This window comes from Comamonas sp. 4034, assembly GCF_050434545.1.
Classification (GTDB): Bacteria; Pseudomonadota; Gammaproteobacteria; order Burkholderiales; family Burkholderiaceae_C; genus Comamonas; species Comamonas odontotermitis.
The window spans coordinates 106207-126064 of the sequence record NZ_JBNDIT010000010.1; the positions used below are offsets into that span (position 1 = coordinate 106207).

Annotated in this window: 19 protein-coding genes and 4 tRNA genes; 14 read left to right on the plus strand and 9 right to left on the minus strand. The window is 60.7% G+C overall.

The annotated features are described in order from the left end of the window. Positions 1–27: 27 nt before the first annotated feature. The 7 genes from ABIE32_RS12665 to ABIE32_RS12695 all read left to right on the plus strand — a co-directional run bounded on the left by ABIE32_RS12665 (position 28) and on the right by ABIE32_RS12695 (position 3022). Positions 28–103: transfer RNA gene (locus ABIE32_RS12665), tRNA-Asn, on the plus strand. Between the two features lie 48 nt (positions 104–151). After that, positions 152–227 (plus strand) — tRNA-Asn (locus ABIE32_RS12670). A gap of 49 nt (positions 228–276) precedes the next feature. Next, positions 277–352: transfer RNA gene (locus tag ABIE32_RS12675), tRNA-Asn, on the plus strand. 54 nt (positions 353–406) lie between these two features. Then, positions 407–482: transfer RNA gene (locus ABIE32_RS12680), tRNA-Asn, on the plus strand. A gap of 136 nt (positions 483–618) precedes the next feature. Further along, positions 619–1407: a leucyl/phenylalanyl-tRNA--protein transferase gene (gene aat, locus ABIE32_RS12685; RefSeq protein WP_429016610.1), complete on the plus strand. Its 789-nt coding sequence runs from the start codon at positions 619–621 to the stop codon at positions 1405–1407. Next, positions 1400–2161 (plus strand): arginyltransferase, encoded by a 762-nt coding sequence (locus ABIE32_RS12690; protein WP_429016612.1) that lies wholly within the window; start codon positions 1400–1402, stop codon positions 2159–2161. Before aat ends, ABIE32_RS12690 begins: the two co-directional genes overlap by 8 nt. Positions 2162–2224: 63 nt before the next feature. After that, positions 2225–3022 carry an IclR family transcriptional regulator gene (locus ABIE32_RS12695; protein WP_224149517.1) on the plus strand — a complete coding sequence of 266 codons (798 nt, stop codon included), beginning with the start codon at positions 2225–2227 and terminating at the stop codon, positions 3020–3022. A 110-nt stretch (positions 3023–3132) separates the two neighbouring features. Here ABIE32_RS12695 and ABIE32_RS12700 read toward each other — a convergent pair whose 3' ends face one another. Further along, positions 3133–4344 carry a serine hydrolase gene (locus ABIE32_RS12700; protein WP_429016613.1) on the minus strand — a complete coding sequence of 404 codons (1212 nt, stop codon included), beginning with the start codon at positions 4342–4344 and terminating at the stop codon, positions 3133–3135. Between ABIE32_RS12700 and ABIE32_RS12705 the strand changes: the two genes are divergently transcribed. Beyond that, positions 4265–4444, plus strand: a complete 180-nt coding sequence (locus ABIE32_RS12705) for a hypothetical protein (RefSeq protein WP_224152867.1) — start codon at positions 4265–4267, stop codon at positions 4442–4444. The genes ABIE32_RS12700 and ABIE32_RS12705 overlap by 80 nt on opposite strands. 17 nt (positions 4445–4461) lie before the next feature. Here the strand turns inward: ABIE32_RS12705 and ABIE32_RS12710 are convergent, their stop codons facing one another. The 6 genes from ABIE32_RS12710 to ABIE32_RS12735 form a co-directional block, all read right to left on the minus strand. Further along, positions 4462–6000, minus strand: coding sequence for a 2-isopropylmalate synthase (locus ABIE32_RS12710; RefSeq protein WP_429016615.1), 1539 nt, complete (start codon positions 5998–6000; stop codon positions 4462–4464). Positions 6001–6118: 118 nt separating this feature from the next. Continuing rightward, positions 6119–7858, minus strand: coding sequence for a 2-isopropylmalate synthase (gene leuA / locus ABIE32_RS12715; protein WP_429016617.1), 1740 nt, complete (start codon positions 7856–7858; stop codon positions 6119–6121). A 223-nt stretch (positions 7859–8081) separates the two neighbouring features. After that, complete coding sequence (gene pssA, locus ABIE32_RS12720; RefSeq protein WP_224149521.1) at positions 8082–8969, minus strand: CDP-diacylglycerol--serine O-phosphatidyltransferase; 888 nt, start codon at positions 8967–8969, stop codon at positions 8082–8084. Between the two features lie 315 nt (positions 8970–9284). Then, on the minus strand, positions 9285–10301 hold the full coding sequence (ilvC, locus tag ABIE32_RS12725) for a ketol-acid reductoisomerase (protein ID WP_224149522.1): 1017 nt from the start codon (positions 10299–10301) through the stop codon (positions 9285–9287). A 354-nt stretch (positions 10302–10655) separates the two neighbouring features. Beyond that, positions 10656–11147, minus strand: coding sequence for an acetolactate synthase small subunit (ilvN, locus tag ABIE32_RS12730; protein ID WP_184707821.1), 492 nt, complete (start codon positions 11145–11147; stop codon positions 10656–10658). Between the two features lie 143 nt (positions 11148–11290). Then, positions 11291–13084 carry an acetolactate synthase 3 catalytic subunit gene (locus tag ABIE32_RS12735; RefSeq protein ID WP_429016619.1) on the minus strand — a complete coding sequence of 598 codons (1794 nt, stop codon included), beginning with the start codon at positions 13082–13084 and terminating at the stop codon, positions 11291–11293. 309 nt (positions 13085–13393) lie between these two features. Between ABIE32_RS12735 and ABIE32_RS12740 the strand changes: the two genes are divergently transcribed. The 6 genes from ABIE32_RS12740 (at position 13394) to ABIE32_RS12765 (ending at position 17202) form a co-directional block, all read left to right on the plus strand. Further along, the gene (locus ABIE32_RS12740; RefSeq protein ID WP_224149524.1) at positions 13394–13960 is read left to right on the plus strand and encodes an RNA polymerase sigma factor; all 567 of its coding nucleotides are present in this window, start codon (positions 13394–13396) and stop codon (positions 13958–13960) included. Beyond that, the gene (locus ABIE32_RS12745; RefSeq protein ID WP_224149525.1) at positions 13957–14406 is read left to right on the plus strand and encodes a DUF3619 family protein; all 450 of its coding nucleotides are present in this window, start codon (positions 13957–13959) and stop codon (positions 14404–14406) included. Before ABIE32_RS12740 ends, ABIE32_RS12745 begins: the two co-directional genes overlap by 4 nt. Continuing rightward, a complete protein-coding gene (locus ABIE32_RS12750) occupies positions 14403–15338 on the plus strand; it encodes a DUF3106 domain-containing protein (protein ID WP_224149526.1) in 936 nt (311 codons plus the stop codon). The genes ABIE32_RS12745 and ABIE32_RS12750 overlap by 4 nt, the downstream gene beginning before the upstream one ends. A 10-nt stretch (positions 15339–15348) precedes the next feature. Further along, positions 15349–15897, plus strand: coding sequence for an RDD family protein (locus tag ABIE32_RS12755; RefSeq protein WP_429016622.1), 549 nt, complete (start codon positions 15349–15351; stop codon positions 15895–15897). 235 nt (positions 15898–16132) lie between these two features. Then, positions 16133–16606: a diacylglycerol kinase gene (locus tag ABIE32_RS12760; protein WP_317986705.1), complete on the plus strand. Its 474-nt coding sequence runs from the start codon at positions 16133–16135 to the stop codon at positions 16604–16606. A 2-nt stretch (positions 16607–16608) separates the two neighbouring features. Next, entirely contained in the window at positions 16609–17202 is a 594-nt protein-coding gene (locus ABIE32_RS12765; protein ID WP_429016625.1) for a TIGR00730 family Rossman fold protein, read from the plus strand. 229 nt (positions 17203–17431) lie between these two features. Here the strand turns inward: ABIE32_RS12765 and ABIE32_RS12770 are convergent, their stop codons facing one another. After that, positions 17432–18727 carry an MFS transporter gene (locus ABIE32_RS12770; protein ID WP_224149529.1) on the minus strand — a complete coding sequence of 432 codons (1296 nt, stop codon included), beginning with the start codon at positions 18725–18727 and terminating at the stop codon, positions 17432–17434. A 117-nt stretch (positions 18728–18844) separates the two neighbouring features. Continuing rightward, on the minus strand, positions 18845–19792 hold the full coding sequence (locus ABIE32_RS12775; protein ID WP_429016627.1) for an ornithine cyclodeaminase family protein: 948 nt from the start codon (positions 19790–19792) through the stop codon (positions 18845–18847). Positions 19793–19858: the final 66 nt, after the last annotated feature.

Below are 19858 nucleotides of genomic sequence, written 5' to 3' on the forward strand. Positions count from 1 at the left end.
AAATTCGTTCTATAATTGCGGTCTTGTTCCTCAATAGCTCAGTTGGTAGAGCGCCGGACTGTTAATCCGTAGGTCCCTGGTTCGAGCCCAGGTTGAGGAGCCAAAGAATTTTTTCGGCTTTGCAATCGAACAAAGCCTTGTTGACCGATATTCCTCAATAGCTCAGTTGGTAGAGCGCCGGACTGTTAATCCGTAGGTCCCTGGTTCGAGCCCAGGTTGAGGAGCCATCACACAACGCCCTGCAATCGCTCAGGGCACACTGTCAAACCGACATATTCCTCAATAGCTCAGTTGGTAGAGCGCCGGACTGTTAATCCGTAGGTCCCTGGTTCGAGCCCAGGTTGAGGAGCCAAGACAGGGCACCTTGCAATTGCACAAGGCTGCCGCCAAAAATTTGTACCAATATTCCTCAATAGCTCAGTTGGTAGAGCGCCGGACTGTTAATCCGTAGGTCCCTGGTTCGAGCCCAGGTTGAGGAGCCAGATCAAAACCCATATGCCATGGCATATGGGTTTTTTCTTTGTGGGCTGTGCGCCATTCAAAAGCCAATCCAAGGCTGTACCCGAGGCCGATTTCCCGCACAATGCAGTGAGATTTTTTCATCGAGAGACTGCCAACGTGCCGCGCCCCTTGCCGCCACTGCCCTGGCTGGAGCCAGACGACCCCTTCCCCCCAGTGGAGCAAGCCTGGGGAGCCAACACCCCCCATCCCGGCCTGCTGGCCGCTGGCGGCAGGCTTGACAGCCGCCATCTGCAGCGCGCTTACCGGCATGGCATCTTTCCCTGGTTCAGCGGAGATTCACCGATCCTCTGGTGGTCCACCGATCCGCGCATGGTGCTGCAGCCCGCGCACTTTCGCCTGCACCGCTCGCTCAGGCAAGCCATCCGCAAGGCCATGGCAACGCCGGGTTTTGCACTGCGCATAGACAGCGATTTCCCGGCCGTGATCCGCGCCTGCAGCCAGATCAGCAGGGACGGGCAGAACGGCACCTGGATCGTGGACGACATCCAGGCTGCCTACACCCAACTCCACCGCGACGGCTTTGCCCACAGCGTCGAGGTATGGATGAATGGAGAGCTGATGGCAGGACTGTACTGCGTAGCCATAGGCCACGCCGTATTTGGCGAATCCATGTTCACCACCATCAGCAATGGCTCCAAGATCGCCCTTGCCGCACTGGTGGCGCTGTGCCGGCGCGAAGGTGTGACAATGATCGATTGCCAGCAGAACACCGGCCATCTGGCCTTCATGGGAGCGGCGGAAATCCCCCGTGCGCAATTCGTGGCCCACGTCGCAGAGCAGACACAGCAGCCTGCAATGCGCTGGGAGTTTGCAGCAAGCGATTGGGCTGACATAATCCCACTATCTGAAACGACATTTCCACATACGGCACATACGGATGAGTAGGCTCAACGAACTTCCGTTGCATTCCCTGCAGTTCTATGCAACGGCACCCTACCCATGCAGCTACCTGAGCGAGCGCATGGCGCGCTCGCAGGTGGCCACGCCCAGCCATGCGATTCAGAACGATGTGTATTCGGAGCTGATCCAGCAGGGCTTTCGCCGCAGCGGCCTGTTCACCTACCGCCCCTACTGCGACGGCTGTCAGGCCTGCGTGCCACTGCGCGTAGCGGCGCTTGACTTCAAGCCCAAGCGCCACCAGCGCCGCGCCCTCAAGCAGCACCAGAGTCTCGAAGTTCGCGTACTCCCCCTGGGCTTTCTGCGCGAACACTACGAGCTGTACCTGCGCTACCAGGCTGCACGCCACACGGGCGGCGGCATGGACGAGGACAGTGTCGAGCAGTACTCGCAGTTCATGCTGCAAAGCCGCGTCAACAGCCGCCTGGTGGAGTTCCGGGCGCCCAGTACCGAACCCCAGCAGCCCGGCGCGCTCAAGATGGTGTCGATCATCGACATCCTCAACGACGGGCTCTCCGCCGTCTACACCTTCTACGAACCCGAACCCCTCACCAGCTACGGCACCTACAACGTGCTGTGGCAGATTGCACAGTGCCGCACCATGGGTCTGCCCTACCTGTACCTGGGCTACTGGATCGAGGAAAGCCGCAAGATGCAATACAAGGCCGACTACCAGCCCTATGAGGTCTATGTGGACCAGCGCTGGCAATCTGCCCGTTTTGCTATACATTCTGCAGCTTGATGCGCCTGTCCATCAGGCGCTGCATTCTATTTTTGCCTTTGCCCTTACACCGCCACCCGACGCATGACCAAACCACAACACGACACCGCCGCCAAACCCAGCGTGCAAGTGCTAGAGCGCATGTTCACACTGCTGGATGTACTCGCCTCGCGCGAGGAGGCGGTGTCGCTGAAAGAGCTGAGCGAAATCACCGGCCTGCACCCATCCACGACACACCGCATCCTCAATGACCTGACCATCGGCCGCTTTGTGGACCGACCCGAATCGGGCAGCTACCGCCTGGGCATGCGCCTCTTGGAGCTGGGCAACCTTGTGAAGGCCCGCATCAATGTGCGCGAAGTGGCCCTGCTGCCGATGCGCCGCCTGCATCTGGCCACGCAGCAGGCCATCAACCTGAGCATGCGCCAGGGCGACGAGATCGTGTACGTAGAGCGCAGCTTTTCCGAGCGTTCGGGCATGCAGGTGGTGCGCGCCATCGGCGGCCATGCACCGCTGCACCTCACCTCCACCGGCAAGCTCTTTCTGGCGGCCGAAGAGCCCGAGCGCGTTCGCGCCTACGCCATGCGCACGGGTCTGGCCGGCAACACCAAGAACAGCATTACCAATCTCGCCGTGCTGGAGCGCGAGCTCTCCAAAACCCGCCAATATGGCCTCGCGCGTGACAACGAGGAGCTGGAGCTGGGCGTGCGCTGCATGGCAGCAGGCATTTACGACGACCAGGGCCGCCTGGTTGCTGGCCTGTCCGTCTCAGCCCCTGCAGACCGGCTGGACGACAACTGGACGAGCAAGCTGCAGGCTACTGCCACCGAAATCTCTGCCGCGCTGGGCTTCGAAGAGCGTAAATCGGCGGCGACCCGCTGAATCTCCAGCACCGCCTCTCTCGTCCTCTCCATAAAAAAACCTGCCGCTGGCAGGTTTTTTTGAGCAGTGGATTGCCGGCGTATAGGCAATCCATGGGCAATCCGCAGCAATCAGTGCTTGGCCAGCAGCCGCCCGCCCGAGCCTTCCACCCAGTGGCGCACGCGCTCGGCATCCGCCAGACGACTGAAGCGGCCTGCCGAATCCAGGAACACCATGATCAGCTTGCGGCCGGATACCTGGGCCTGCAGCACCAGGCAGCGGCCCGCCTCCGAGATATAGCCCGTCTTTTGCAGGCCGATGTTCCAATCCGGGTTGTGAACCAGGCGGTTGGTATTGTTGAACTGCACGGTGCGCGCACCCACTTCGACCTGGTACGAGGGCGAGGTGGTCAGCTCGCGCAGCAAGGGATCGGAGTGCGCCACATTCACCAGGGTCGCCAGATCATGCGCGCTGGATTGGTTGGAACTGGACAGCCCGGTAGGCTCCACATAGCGGGTATCGGCCATGCCCAGCATCTTGGCCTTCATGTTCATCTGGCCCACGAACGTCGGCATGCCACCGGGGAACGTGCGGCCCAGTGCATGGGCAGCGCGGTTTTCGCTGGACATCAGCGCCAGATGCAGCAACTCGCCGCGCATCAAGGTGGTGCCAACACGCAGGCGCGAGCTGCTGTGCTTTTCGGTGTCCACATCGTCCTGCGTGATGGTGATCTCTTCATCCATCGGCAAATTGGCCTGGGAAATGATCAGACCCGTCATCAGCTTGGTGAGCGAGGCAATCGGCAGCACCGCATGGTCGTTCTTGGACAGCAGCACTTCATGCGTGTCCTGGTCCAGCACCAGCGCTACGCTGGACTTGAGTGCCAATGGGTCCATGACATCGTGCAGTCCGGCCATCTGGCCGAAGGACTGGCGAGCTGGAGCAGCTTCTACCGCCACCAGTGCTGCCGCCGCTGCTGCAGCGGCGCGCGCATGGCGCCTGCCACCCTTGTCGGCCTTTTCGGCCTTTTCGGCCTTTTCCGCCTTGCCAGCCTTGGCTACTACCGTCTTGCCCTTGGCACCCTTGCCCGCCGGTTTGTCTGCTACCTTTTTGGAAGCACCCTTGGAGGCAACTACCTCTTTGTGCGCGCGGCCATTGCGCTCACCCTTTTGGACAGCAGCAGCTTGCTTCTTGCCAGCCTTGGCTTCGACATGGGCCTTGGCAGGGGCAGCTTTCTTTTTGGTAGCGGCGTAGGCATGCGGCATGCCGACACCAATTGCCAACGCACAGATTGCAAAAATGTGTGAAAAACGACGCAAAACACTGCGGTTGGATGGCGCCATTATTCTGCTCCCTACAAAAACGATAGCTGAGGATGAAATTCGAAATTTAAAAAATCGCGCAATATCATTGACTTACGCGATTCTTCAATTATTTAAGTGAAATTATATTCCGAAGCCTTATCCTTGTGCAGCTACCTTCTCTGTAGGATTTTGTAACTTGTTTAGCGCAGCGATGTAAGCTTTCGCTGACGCGACCACAATATCCGGGTCAGCGCCCACACCATTGACGATACGGCCGCCCTGCTGCAAGCGCACGGTCACCTCGCCCTGACTCTCGGTGGAACCACTGATGGCGTTGACCGCATAGAGCACCATTTCGGCGCCACTCTTGGCCTGCGACTCGATGGCCTTCATTGAGGCATCCACCGGGCCGTTACCCGTGGATTCGCCCTTGACCTCCTTGCCGTGGACCATCAGCACCACAGTCGCCTTGGGCTGCTCACCGGTCTCGCTTGCCTGGGCCAGCGAAACAAAGCGGAAAGCCTCGTGGTTGCTGTGACCGCCTTCGGTATTGACCAGCGCAAGGATATCCTCGTCGAAGATCTCGCTCTTGCGGTCCGCCAGATCCTTGAAGCGGGCAAAGGCGGCATTGATGTCGCTCTCGCTCTCCATCACCACGCCCAGCTCCTGCAGGCGCTGCTTGAAGGCATTGCGGCCCGACAGCTTGCCCAGCACGATCTTGTTGGCGCTCCAGCCCACGTCTTCCGCGCGCATGATTTCGTAGGTGTCGCGTGCCTTCAGAACGCCATCCTGGTGAATGCCGGAGGCGTGGGCAAACGCATTGGCGCCCACCACGGCCTTGTTGGGCTGCACGACAAAGCCGGTGGTCTGGCTTACCATCTTGCTGGCAGCAACAATATGTTGGGTATCGATATTGACATCCAGCCCAAAGTAGTCACGGCGCGTCTTGACGGCCATCACTACTTCTTCAAGCGAGCAATTGCCCGCGCGCTCGCCCAGGCCATTGATGGTGCATTCCACCTGGCGCGCGCCGCCAATCTTGACGCCTGCCAGCGAATTGGCGACCGCCATGCCCAGGTCATTGTGGCAATGCACCGACCAGACCGCCTTGTCGCTGTTGGGAATGCGCTCGCGCAGGTTCTTGATGAAGTTGCCGTACAGCTCAGGAATGGCGTAGCCCACGGTGTCAGGCACGTTGATGGTAGTAGCGCCTTCGGCAATCACCGCCTCGATCACGCGGCAGAGAAAATCAGGGTCGCTGCGGTAGCCGTCTTCCGGGCTGAATTCGATATCGCCCACCAGATTGCGGGCAAAGCGCACCGACATCTTGGCCTGCTCGAACACCTCGTCAGGCGACATGCGCAGCTTTTTCTCCATGTGCAGCGGGCTGGTTGCAATGAAGGTGTGGATACGCGCGCGGTTGGCAGGCTTGAGCGCCTCTGCAGCGCGGGCAATGTCACGGTCGTTGGCACGGGCCAGCGAGCACACGGTGGAATCCTTGATGATCGACGCAATGCTCTGCACACAGTCGAAATCACCATTGGAGCTGGCTGCAAAGCCCGCCTCGATCACATCCACCTTCAGGCGTTCAAGCTGGCGGGCAATGCGCAGCTTCTCGTCCTTGGTCATCGACGCGCCAGGCGACTGTTCGCCGTCACGCAAGGTGGTGTCAAAAATAATCAGTTGATCGCTCATCGTGTTCTCCATGGCATGGGTTTGCAGGCAGCGCTTGTGGCGCCACCTCTGTTATTCAATGCGCAGCACGTCGCAGCCGGGCTCAACCTGACAGTGTACGTGCTTTGCCTGCATTTGCTTACGCGGCAACCGTGTCGCCCGCTGGCGTATTCACGCGGGTGACAGCACCGCTGCGAGCCAGGGCGCTCATCACGGCACGGAAGGCCGCCTGGGTGATGTTGCTGTCCATGCCTGCGCCGTACAGGGTCTGGCTCTCATTCACCCGCAACTCCACATAGGCTGCAGCCTTGGCGTTGGCACCATTTTGGCCTCCGGCACCTACTCCGAAAGCGCCATTAGCTACGGAATGCATAGCATGCTCGCTGTAATCCAGCACCCGCACCGGCACACCAGTGGCGCTGCTGATGGCGTGGACAAAGGCGTCGATAGGTCCGTTGCCCTGTCCTTGCAGCGAAATGGACTGGCCCGCAATCTGTACCTTGCCGGACACCCGCACCTCACCATCGTTGCTGCCCGCAGGCTCCACGCGGCATTGGGCGACGGCATAGTTGGCGTCCAGCTGGTATTCGCGCTCAAAGATCCGCCACAGGTCTGGCGCCGTGAACTCGGTGCCCGCCACATCCATGGCGCGCTGCACCACCTGGCTGAACTCGATCTGCAGGCGGCGCGGCATGGTGAGTCCGTATTCCTCTTCGAGCAGATACGAGATACCGCCCTTGCCCGACTGGCTGTTGACGCGGATCACTGCCTCGTAGCTGCGCCCCAGGTCCTTGGGGTCGATTGGCAGGTACGGCATCTCCCACACATCGCCTTCGTTGCGCGCTGCAAAGGCTTTCTTGATGGCGTCCTGGTGCGAGCCCGAGAACGAGGTATAGACCAGATCACCTGCGTAAGGATGGCGGGCAGGTACGGGCAATTGGTTGCAGTGCTCGACCTCGGCACGGACCGCGTCGATATCCGAGAAATCAAGCCCGGGCGACACACCTTGCACATACATGTTGAGCGCCACGTTGACGATGTCGAGGTTGCCGGTGCGTTCGCCATTGCCGAACAGGCACCCTTCCACACGGTGTGCCCCTGCCAGCAGCGCCATTTCGGCGCTGGCGGTGCCAGTGCCACGGTCGTTGTGCGGGTGCACGGACACCACGACTTCCGGGCGCTCCTTGAACTGGCGCACCATCCACTCGATCTGGTCTGCAAACACATTGGGGGTGGTGTTTTCCACCGTGGTGGGCAGGTTCAGGATGATGTCGCGGCCCGCACCCCAAGCGGCGATCGCGGTTTCGCAGGCCTGCAGCGACACATCCAGCTCCGCCAGCGAGAAAGTCTCGGGCGAATACTGCAAGATCCATTCGGTGCCGGGCTGGGCGTCGGTCAAGGCCTTCAAGTGGGCTACCTGCGATTGCACGAGGTCCATCACCTCGGGCACGCTCATGCCAAACACCACCTTGCGCCACACCGGAGCCACCGCGTTGTAGATGTGAACGATGGCGCGCGGAGCGCCTTGCAGGGCTTCGACGGTGCGGGTGATGAGCTCGGGGCGGGCCGGGGTCATGACCTGGATCGTCACATCGGCGGGAATCCGCTTTTCCTCGATCAACTGGCGCACGAAATCGAATTCGATCTGCGACGAGGCTGGAAAGCCGACCTCGATCTCCTTGAAGCCGATCTTGACCAGCATGTCGAACATCCGCAGCTTGCGCGCCAGGTCCATGGGCTCGATCAGGGCCTGGTTGCCGTCGCGCAGATCGGTGGACAGCCAGATGGGCGCCTGGGTGATCTGGGCATCGGGCCAGGTGCGGTCTTGCAACTGAACGGCTGGAAAGGCGCGGTACTTGCTGGCGGGGTTCTTCAACATGGTTGTCTGGTCTTTCTCATCGAAACAAAAAGTTCGGGGGGTGGAAACCAGCAACCTGCAAAAACAGAATCGGCCCGTTGCTGGTGCAAACGGGCCGATGGATGTAGGGTGAAAACTGTGCGCGCTACTCTACCTGCCCGTTGGACATTAGTAGTAGAGCTAGGGACAGGTTTTGCATGTGGGCTACTCTAACACAGGTTTTTCGGCCTGTGCAACAGATTCTTCAATCGTGGTGCAGGCCGCGCTCGTCAGGCTCGTCGGTCGAAGTGGCCACAATCGAGACCTGCTGGCCCTTGGCGCGGCGCCATGCATAGATGATGTAGCCCGAGACGGAGTAGGCCACGAAGATGAGGAACAGCATGGTCGCAGGCTCGATGCTCACCAGCGCCAGCACCAGCACCACCACCACCAGCGAGATGAACGGCACGCTCTTTGCCATGCCCGCATCCTTGAAGCTGTAGTACGGGATGTTCGTCACCATGGTCAGGCCCGCAAACAGAGTGATTGCGAACATGATCCACGACAGGTCTTCACGGCTCGCAGGGTGGCCGCCGAACAAGGCGATCACCTCGCCAAAGATCGGCACATCGCGGTGCGACACCAGCAGCGCGCTGGTCAGCCAGATGAAGCCCGCCACCAGGGCCGCAGCCGCCGGCGAAGGCATGCCCTGGAAGTAGCGCTTGTCCACCACGCCCGTATTGACGTTGAAGCGCGCCAGACGCAGTGCGGCGCACGAGCAGTAGACGAATGCCGCAATCCAGCCCCAGCGGCCCAGCGGGCGCAATGCCCACTCGTAGGCGATGAGTGCAGGCGCCGCGCCGAAGGACACCATGTCCGAGAGCGAATCCATCTGCTCGCCAAAAGCGCTCTGGGTGTGCGTCATACGGGCCACGCGGCCGTCCAGGCTGTCGAGCACCATGGCGCAGAATACGCCCACGGCAGCGGCTTCAAAGCGGCCGTTCATCGCCATCACAATGGCGTAGAACCCACCAAACAGCGCCGCCAGGGTGAAGGAGTTGGGCAGCACATAAATGCCTTTGCGCCACCTGCGTTGCGCAGCGGCCGGGCCTTCTGCGCCCTGCCTGGGCTTGGTTTCGTTGTTATCCAGCATTCAATTGAACTCCAGCGCTTGCTACAACAGCGCAATCAGCTATTCATTTTATAGTTCTCGACAAGGCCAGCGCCTTGTAACGCAAGGTTCACAGTGTACCTTTACCGGTATGGCGTCCGGCCCAGGAAAACACCGCGCCAGCGTATGCGCAGGCAGGAGACCTGCCGCTCAATGCCCCCAGGCTTCATCGCGCACGCAACCAGCCGTCAGAGGGCGCTTTCGCGTCCACCACGCCTCGCAATAAAAAAGGACTGCCGAAGCAGTCCTTTGGGAGCACAGACTGCAGCCGCCTATGCGGCCACAGCCATACACCGATCAGTTACGGGTCTGATCCACCAGCTTGTTCTTGGCGATCCAGGGCATCATCGCACGCAGCTGGCCACCCACCTTTTCGATCTGGTGATCGGCGGTGTTGCGGCGGCGGGCGGTCATGCTGGGGTAGCCCAGGCGGCCTTCCGAGATGAACATCTTGGCGTATTCGCCGTCCTGAATGCGCTTCAAGGCATTGCGCATGGCTTTGCGCGATTCTTCGTTGATCACTTCAGGGCCGGTCACGTATTCGCCGTACTCGGCGTTGTTCGACACCGAGTAGTTCATGTTGGCGATGCCGCCTTCGTAGATCAGATCCACGATCAGCTTGAGCTCGTGCAGGCACTCGAAGTAGGCCATTTCGGGCGCGTAGCCAGCTTCCACCAGGGTTTCGAAGCCCATCTTCACCAGTTCAACCGCGCCGCCGCACAGCACGGCCTGCTCGCCGAACAGGTCTGTCTCGGTTTCTTCCTTGAAGTCGGTTTCGATGATGCCGGCCTTGCCGCCACCGTTGGCCATGGCGTACGACAGCGCCAGGTCACGGGCCTTGCCGGACTTGTCCTGGTGCACAGCGATCAGGTGTGGCACGCCGCCGCCCTGGGTGTAGGTGTTGCGCACGGTATGGCCAGGGGCCTTGGGAGCGACCATCCACACATCCAGATCCGCGCGGGGCACGACCTGGTTGTAGTGCACGTTGAAGCCGTGGGCGAACACCAGCGAAGCGCCTTGCTTGATGTTGTCCTTGACGTTTTCGGTGTAGACCTTGGCAATGTCTTCGTCAGGCAGCAGGATCATGACCACGTCAGCAGCCTTGACCGCATCATTGACTTCCATCACGGTCAGGCCGGCCTTTTCGGCCTTGGGCCACGAAGCGCCGCCCTTGCGCAGGCCGACGATGACCTTCACGCCGCTGTCGTTCAGGTTCTGTGCGTGGGCGTGGCCTTGCGAGCCATAGCCGATGATGGCGACAGTCTTGCCCTTGATGAGGGACAGATCACAATCCTTGTCGTAAAAAACTTTCATGCTTCGCTCCGTTGGTATCAGTCAAAAAATCAGAAATTCAAACAACCACTTGTCAAGAATCTGCATCGTCAGGGGGCCTTGCGGTGTTTCCTGAAGCCAGCAAATAAGCTCCCGCTACAAAAGCGCCCAATCCTACTATGAGTACTAGCCAGGGGTTGGTACGCTGTGAAGCGTTTTCGTCGGGCTCGCCAGAGGCGCCATCACACAGGCGCTGCTGCGTGAAAAGGTCTTGGTGCAAGCTGCAATCCGGGTCATCCGTCTGCACCCATGCCACCACCAGCACAAGCCCCACCAGCAACAACCCCATGCCCGCGATCTGGCGGGAATGGCGCCGCAGCCGGTGCCACCAGCGCATTACACGCGCAAGATGCGTTCGCCACGACCGATGCCGCTGGCACCAGTACGGACGGTTTCGAGAATGGCCGAGCGGTCAATCGCGCTGAGGAACGCATCGTTCTTGGATTGGTCGCCGGTCATCTCGATGGTGTAGCTCTTCTCGGTCACGTCGATGATGCGGCCGCGGAAGATGTCCGCCATGCGCTTCATCTCCTCACGCTCCTTACCCACAGCGCGCACCTTCACCATCATGAGCTCACGCTCGGTGTAGGCGCCCTCGGTCAGGTCGACCACCTTCACCACCTCGATCAGGCGGTTGAGGTGCTTGGTGATCTGCTCGATCACGTCGTCCGAGCCCGCCGTGGTGATCGTCATGCGCGAGAGCGATGCGTCTTCGGTCGGCGCCACGGTGAGCGACTCGATGTTGTAGCCACGGGCTGAGAACAGGCCCACCACGCGCGACAAGGCGCCTGGTTCGTTCTCCAGGAGAACCGCAATGATGTGTTTCATGCGATGAGATTCCTCTTTTCGCTGCCCTCCCCCTGCACCGGTAAGTGCAGGGCTCGGCAGTCAATAGATTCGTCAATAAGGGGATAAGCTATAAAAAAATGAGCTAACGGCGCACTGTAGGCGTGCGCCAATATGCAAATTTCCTATAGATCTTCAGCGCCCAGCAGCATTTCGGTAATACCCTTACCGGCCTGCACCATGGGGAAGACGTTTTCAGTCGGGTCCGTGCGGAAGTCGATGAACACGCTCTTGCGCTCCTCACGCGCAATGCGGCGTGCTTCGCGCAGCGCGGGCTCCACGTCTTCGGGCTTTTCGACCAGAATGCCGGCGTGACCAAAGGCCTCGGCCAGCTTCACGAAGTCGGGCAGCGAATCCATGTAGCTGTGGCTGTAGCGACCGGAGTATTCGATCTCCTGCCACTGGCGCACCATGCCCAGGAAGCGGTTGTTGAGCGCGCAGATGATGATCGGCGTCTCGTACTGGCGGCAGGTGGCCAGCTCCTGGATATTCATCTGCACCGAGCCTTCGCCGGTGATGCAGAACACTTCGGCATCGGGCTTGGCCAGCTTGATGCCCATGGCGTACGGAATGCCGACGCCCATGGTACCCAGGCCGCCCGAGTTGATCCAGCGGCGCGATTCCTCAAAACGGTAGTACTGCGCAGCCCACATCTGGTGCTGGCCTACGTCGGAGGTGATGTAGCAGTCCGCACCCTGGGTCATGTTCCACAGGGTTTCGACCACGTACTGCGGCTTGATGACTTCCTTGTTGTCGCGGTCGTAGCGCAGGCAGTCGCGGCTGCGCCAGCCTTCAATCGTCTTCCACCAGGCTTCCAGCGCGGCGGCATCAGGCTTGGTCTGGGCTTCGCGAACCATGGCAATGAGCTCGGTCAGCACTTCCTTGCAGTCGCCCACGATAGGCACATCGACCTTGACGCGCTTGGAAATGGACGATGGATCGATGTCGATATGGATGATCTTGCGGTCGGCCACCGACATGAAGTGCTTGGGATTGCCGATCACGCGGTCATCAAAGCGCGCACCCACCGCCAGCAACACATCGCAGTTCTGCATGGTGTTGTTGGCTTCGATCGTGCCGTGCATGCCCAGCATGCCCAGGTATTTCTTGTCGCTGGCCGGATAGGCGCCCAGCCCCAACAGGGTGTGGGTGACGGGGTAGCCCAGCAAGTCGACAAGCGTACGCAACTCCTGCTCAGCACCGCTCAGCAGTACGCCGCCGCCGGTATAGATATAGGGGCGCTTGGCAGCCAGCAGCAACTGCAGTGCCTTGCGAATCTGGCCGCTGTGACCCTTCTTGACTGGGTTGTACGAGCGCATTTCCACGGTTTGTGGATAGCCGCTGTACGCCACCTTCTTGAAGGACACATCCTTGGGAATATCAACCACCACCGGGCCTGGTCGGCCGGTGCGGGCAATGTGGAAGGCCTTTTTCATCGTCATCGCCAGATCGCGCACATCCTTCACGAGGAAGTTGTGCTTGACGATGGGACGGGTGATACCGACGGTGTCGCATTCCTGGAACGCATCGGAGCCGATGGCCGTGGTCGAGGTCTGCCCCGAGATCACCACGATGGGAATGCTGTCGGTGTAGGCGGTGGCAATGCCCGTCACCGCATTGGTCAGGCCCGGGCCGGATGTGACCAGCGCCACACCCACTTCGCCTGTGGCCCGTGCATAGCCGTCAGCGGCGTGCACGGCAGCCTGCTCGTGGCGAACCAATACGTGGTTGATGGTGTCTTGTTTGTAGAGCGCGTCGTAGATGTACAGAACGGCGCCGCCGGGGTATCCCCACAGCTGCTGAACGCCTTCTGCCTGCAGTGCCTTGACCAGCACTTCGGCGCCCATGAGATCTTGTGCTTTTTGTGCGGACTGATTGGCCGCTTGTGCCGAGTTTTGTTCGGCCTTGGACATTTCCATGATCAACCTTTGCGAATTTCTCTAACGAAAAACCTCTGGTGCCCCTTGCCCAGCTCTTGTGGAGCCTGCTCGGAACTTGAGGCCAACGGACATGGGCGAGATGCTTGCGACGCCGGACCGTGACCCTTTTGCCTTGATGTGACTTGAAAACATTATCGCACTGCAACATTGGTTTGCGACAAAGCGCAGAAAAAAATTGCATACGATGCGATAATCCTGCGTTTAGCGCGGTGTTTTTTGCCACACAGGCAGGGTTTACCCAGGTATAAACCACCTGATTGCGCGAATAACCATGGTGTTGGGTACGATTTGGCAACAGAACGAGAACTGTCCGATTTTCTGAAAAGCGTTGAAAAGCGAGCTTTCAAGCGCTCGCTTTTTCATGTGCGCGACGAAGAAGCGGCCCTCGACATCGTGCAGGACAGCATGATGAAGCTGGCTGAACATTACGGCGACAAACCCATTACCGAACTGCCCATGCTGTTCCAGCGTATCCTGTCCAACAGTACGCTGGATTGGTTTCGCCGCCAGAAGACCCGCAACGCGCTCTTTACCAATATGAGCGCCTTCGAGGGCCCTGACGATGAAGGCGGCGATTTCGACCTCCTGGAGACCTACAACGCCCAGCAGGGCGAGTCCGAACAGAGCGCCGAAGACCACACCAACCGCAAACAAACACTTGCATTGATAGAAAAAGAGATACAAGAGTTGCCCGCGCGTCAACGCGAAGCGTTTTTGATGCGTTATTGGGAAGAGATGGACATTGCAGAGACTGCAGCGGCCATGGGTTGCTCGGAAGGCAGCGTGAAAACCCATTGCTTCCGAGCCATCCAAACCTTGAGCAAAGTGCTCAAGGCCAAAGGAATCGTGCTATGAACCGCCCAAACACCGCCCAACAAGTTGCCCACGCCGAAATCTTTGCCCGCCGCGTCACCGCCCGGCTGAGCGAAGCCGAGGCCGATCTGGACTATGACATCACCGAGCGCCTGCGCGCTGCGCGTGAACAGGCACTGGCGCGTCGCAAGGTGGTAGCCACCCCGGCAATTGCCCGTCACCCCGAGCAGGAATCTGCCGCTGCGGCTGCCTCTTCCGGCAAACGCAACTGGTGGCGAGCGGTGGTGTCTGCGGTTCCCCTGAGCGCCATGGTGGCTGGCCTGACTTTCTTCAATGGCGTGCAGGCAGACGAAGGCGCGACAGAAATGGCCGAGTACGACGCCACCCTGTTGGCTGACGAATTGCCGCCAACCGCCTATACTGATCCTGGTTTTACCCAGTATCTGAAGATCGCTGCCCAACAAAAGCAGCCCACCGACAAGCATTGAGACACGATCACGACTTTGACGAGGTGGCCGCCAAGGCGCCCACCTCCTCCCTCCCCACTCTCGCAGCCAGCATTTTGCTGGCTGCTTTTGCTGTAACTGGTATCTACGCCAGCACCCAGGCCCGCAATGTGTACGGTAGCGCGCCCAGCGATCTGGTCAGTGCCGGCGGCAATACGCGCACCGTTACACCACGTAATGAAGGCCCCAACTGGGACAGTCTCGATACCGACCAGCAGACCACACTGGCTCCGCTGCAGGAGCAATGGTCCTGGCTGACGGAGCAGCAAAAGCGCCGCTGGCTCCTGATTGCCGATAGTTTTGACGACTTCTCGCCCGACGAGCAGTACCGCATCGGCGAACACATGAAGGAATGGGCCAAGTTCAGCCTGGTGGACCAGAGCCAGGCGCGCTTGAACTACTCCAACACCAGCAATCTGTCTGCCGAGGAAAAGCGCCAGCTCTGGGAGGATTACCAGGCCCTGAGCGCCCGCGAGCGCAAACGGCTGGCCCAGGGCGGCGCCCTGCGCCCCGGAGGCGTTGCCCTGGCCCTGCGCCCCAACAGCAAGACCAGCGGACGCCTGGTCAAGGTACCGGCTGCAGCGGTCAACCCTAACCGCGCCAACCCACCCAAGATTCTGCCGCCGCCCGAGATTCGCGTGCAGTCGCGCGGCGTGGTGACCCCTGTAGAGGTCGGCCCGCTGCAAGGCCCTTCTGCAAACCCCAACAACGTGCCCGGCCCAGGCGGTGTGAGCCCCACCAGCATCACGCCTCCTCCAGCGACAACCCCCCCGGCAGAGACCGCGCCGGTGCAGGTGCCTTCGCCAGTCACCTCATCGCCCCTGCCGCCACTGGACAGCCGCCCGGCCCCGGTTGCACCCGCCGGTGAGCCACAGTCGCGCCTGGGCGATAGCCCGGTCCATCCGCCTGCCTGACACCGGCACCATGCCTTCCTCACACGCCACCACTGCCCCCGATCAGCCTGGCACAGTCCCCCTTTTGCAGGCACCCACCCTCCGAAGGCGCATGGCATGCTGGCTGTATGAAGGCATGCTGATGTTCGGCGTGGTCTTTATCTCGGGCTATCTCTACAGCACCCTGAGCCAGACCCGCAATGCACTGGACAACCGGCACGGGCTGCAGTTGTTCCTTTTCATCATCTTCGGCATCTACTTTGTGTGGTTTTGGTACAAAGGCCAGACCTTGGCGATGAAGACCTGGCACATCCGTGTGGTGGACGCCATGGGCCAGCCATTGAGCCAGCGCCGCGCGCTCGTGCGCTATGCCTGCAGCTGGCTGTGGTTTCTGCCACCACTGGTCGCTACCCTACCGTTCCACCTTCCGGTGACAGAGGTTCTGGTGCTGTTGACAGGCTGGATCGCCGTCTGGGCCCTGGCCAGCCGCCTGCACCCGCAAAAACAGTTCTGGCATGACGCATTGGCTGGTACACGCCTGATCAGCAGCGAGCCCCCCGCGACGCGCAACAAGGCTTGAGCGGGCTGCATCGGCGCGCCTGGGCAGAAAACTATGTCCGCCGCAAGGCAGTCATGCGCCATAAGCTATTTTTTTAATAGCAAATACAGGCATACTGTGAACCCATTCCTGCATCGCTTCCCCGGCCTGCTGCAGTGCAATATGGTTATAGTGACGGCTTGCGCTGCCCCCTTGCCTGGGTCACACGCAGATAGCCTGCTCCCAGATCTCACCCCGCTCACCATTGGCCAGCTCCATGACCGAACCGCTTGCACCACGCCCCCGGCAAGAATCCGCTCCGACGCAACAGGCGCAGCAAGCGCACCAGGACCCGGCCTCAGAGGCCTTCCTGCAGATCAACCCCCACAAGGCGCGCAGCGGTTTCAGCCGGTTGAGGCATGCAGCCGGTTACTCCCTGCAGGGCCTGCGCGCTGGCTGGGGGGAAAAGGCCTTCCGCATGGAAGCCTTGCTGGCTCTGGTGCTGCTGCCTGCCGCCTGCTGGCTGGCAAGGGACTGGCGCGAATGGGCACTGCTGATCCTGCCCGTGTTTCTGGTGCTGATCACCGAATTGCTCAACAGCGCCATTGAAGCGGCCATTGACCGCTTTGGCCCCGAATGGCACCTGCTGTCCAAAAAGGCCAAGGACATGGGCAGTGCTGCCGTGTTTCTGGCCCTGGTATTGTGCGCCGCCGTATGGCTGGCGGCGCTGTATGAAAGATGGTTGAAATGACGATGACTTCCCCTACTTTTTCGATGTGTGTGTACTGCGGCTCGCGCCCAGGCAAGGATGAGGCCTTTGCTGCCACGGCAGAGGCCGTGGGCACCTGGATTGGCCGCCACGGAGGCCAACTGGTCTATGGCGGCGGCAAATCGGGGCTGATGGGCATGGTGGCGCGCGCCACCCGCGAGGCGGGCGGCCGGGTGGTCGGCGTCATTCCCAAGGCGCTGGTCGATCGCGAACTGGCCAACGAACTGTGCGACGAATTGCACGTGGTGACCACCATGCACGAGCGCAAGGCGATGATGGCAGAGCGCAGCAACGCCTTTGTTGCCATCCCCGGTGGCATCGGCACGTTTGAAGAGCTGTACGAGATCTGGACCTGGCGCCAGCTGGGCTACCACGACAAGCCCATCGGCATCCTCAACACCCAAGGCTATTACGACGGCATGCTGCAGTTTCTGCAGCAGTGCGTGGGCCAGGGCTTCATGGACGAGTGGCAGATGGGCCTGGTGCAAAGCGGAAACGACCACACCACACTGCTGGCCCGGCTGGTGGAAGAAGCCGGTCTCTCGCGCCAGAAGGATGCTCTGCGGGACGTGATCTGAACGCGTAGCCTGCCGGGCCGTTTTCGGTACCGATCAAACGGCCATCAAAAATATGAGCACAGAGCGCAAGCCACCGTTTAACTGCAGATTACTTTTAATCTGAATACCAATACCCGACGGCGCATATCGGTTCCGTGTTGATAGCAAACAAGTGACAAAAAAAAGGCGACTGCTCTTACCAGCAGTCGCCTTTTTGCGTCCGGGCCGCGCCCGGACGCGTACCAAGGTGTCAGTCGTTGTCTGCCACGGTCTTGGCAAAGGCGATGCCGATCAGTGAAATCACCGCCGTGCCAACGATGTACCAGGCCACGGGCACCCACGAGCCGTCATAGGTCTTGAGCAGCCAGGTGGCCAGCAGCGGAGCCGTGCCGCCCGCCAGGGCTGCGCCGATCTGGTAGCCCAAAGTGATGCCGGTGTAGCGCACGCGGGTCGAGAAAATCTCCGAGAACAGGGTTCCCAGCACGGCAGTGATCGGCGCCCACACGAGGCCCAGGCCGATGACGGTGGCAATTACCAGGGTCGCGGTGGTGCGTTGCTCCAGCAGCATGAAGTACGGGAAGGTGAACACCGCCATGATGACCGTGCCCGCCACAAACATGCGCTTGCGGCCCACCGTGTCGGAGATGCGACCCATGATCGGGATCATCAGGGTCGTCACCAGGGTGGCCAGCGTCACGGCATTGAGCACCGAGATACGGTCAAAGCCCAGGCTGCTGGTGGCATAGCTGACGATGAAGGTCGAGAAGATGTAGAACGGCGCCGTTTCGACGAACTTGATCGCCACCGCCACCAGCACGGCGCGCCAGTGGTAGCGCAGGGTTTCCACGAGCGGCATCTTGGCCACATTGCCGCTGGCCTTGGCCTGCTTGAAGGCGGGCGTCTCGTCAATGCCCTTGCGAATCCACAGACCCAGGAACACCAGCACCGCGCTCAGCAGGAAAGGCACGCGCCAGCCCCAGGCGAGGAACTGCTCATCCGGCAAGGTGCTCATCACCGTGATGGCCAGGGTTGCGAGCAGCATGCCGATGGTCACACCCATCTGCGGCACGCTACCGAACAGGCCCTTGCGGTTTTGCGGCGCGTATTCGTAGGCCAGCAGCAAGGCACCGCCCCACTCTCCGCCGATGCCCAGGCCCTGGATCAGCCGCAGCACGATCAGCAGGATGGGCGCCCAGATGCCAATCTGGTCATAGCCGGGCAGCAGGCCGATGAGCACCGTGGCACCCCCCATCAGCGACAGGGTGATTACCAGGGTCTTCTTGCGCCCGATGCGATCACCGATGTGCGAGAAGATGAAGCCGCCCAGCGGACGGATGAAGAAAGTCAGCGAAAACGTCAGGTACGACAGCATCAGCCCGACGACCGGGTCGCTGGTGGGAAAAAACACCTTGCTGAACACCAGTGCAGCCGTAGTGGCATACAGGAAGTAGTCGAACCACTCGATGGAGCTGCCCATGAGGCTGGCCATCAGTACGCGCTTGTTCGTGGCCGCGCTCGCCGCGGGCATGGTTGGGGTTGGGCTCATGAAAAGAGGGGGGGATGAGGTTGTAGAAAACAGCCCAAGCCGCCCGCGCAACCCCTTGGAGGGCGGCTGCACGGGCAGAAAGGATGTCAGAAAATCATGAAACGATGGTGGGCGTAATCAGGCAGTTGCCATGAACGCGTCATAGGCGAGCGATGCCGCGGCCACATCTTCGAGCGCCGTGCCTACAGCCTTGTAGACCGTGATTTCTTCTGCGCTGCTGCGGCCAGCGTGCTTGCCTCGGCACAGGTCTTCCAGGGTAGCGGCCAGGCGCGCCGCCTCCCAGGCACCGCTGGCAATCGGCTCCAGAATATCGCCCGATTTCATCAGCGCTTCGCTGGTATCGACAAACACCGTGCCGCGCGCAAAGCAGGCATCGTCACTCTCGCGCATGGCAGGCGTAAAACCGCCGATCAGATCCAGGTGCGTGCCCGGCTGCAGCCACTCGCCGCGAATCAGGGGCGCCGTGGACAAGGTAGCGCAGCTGATGATGTCCGCCGCGCGTGCCGCCTGCTCCAGATCAGTCGCCACACTGGCGTCCACCCCCTGCCCCTGCAGGCACTCCACCATGGCTTGCGCCGCCTCCGGGCGAATATCCCACACCTGCACGCGAGTGATGTCACGCACGCAGCGGTAGGCGCCGGGCAGCAGGCTGGCGACGCGGCCCGTGCCCACCACCAGCAGCTTGCGCGCATCAGAGCGGCTGAGCCAGCGCGCCGCCAATGCCGATGCGGCCACCGTGCGGCGCGAGGTGATCGTGTCGCCGTCCAGCACCGCCAGCGGCACGCCGGTGGTCGCGTCGTACAGGATGAACACCGAATGCAGCCCCGGCAGGCCCTTGGCCTGGTTGCCCGGGAAGATGGAAACGGTCTTGATGCCGATGCGCTTGCCACTCTGCCATGCAGGCATCAGCAGCACGATGCCATCTTCAGCAGGCGTGCTGCCCGCAATCTTGTGGTTGTGGCGCAGCGGCACTTCGCAGCCTTCGATGAACATCTGCTCCAGGCTGTCGATCAAGGGCCCAAAAGGCAGGTGCTGTACGGTGGTGGTCTGGTCAAGTATCTGCATGCGGGTACGGGTGCTTCAAAAATCTACTAAAGAGGAATAAATTTCGTATAGGAAATTTTATGTAGA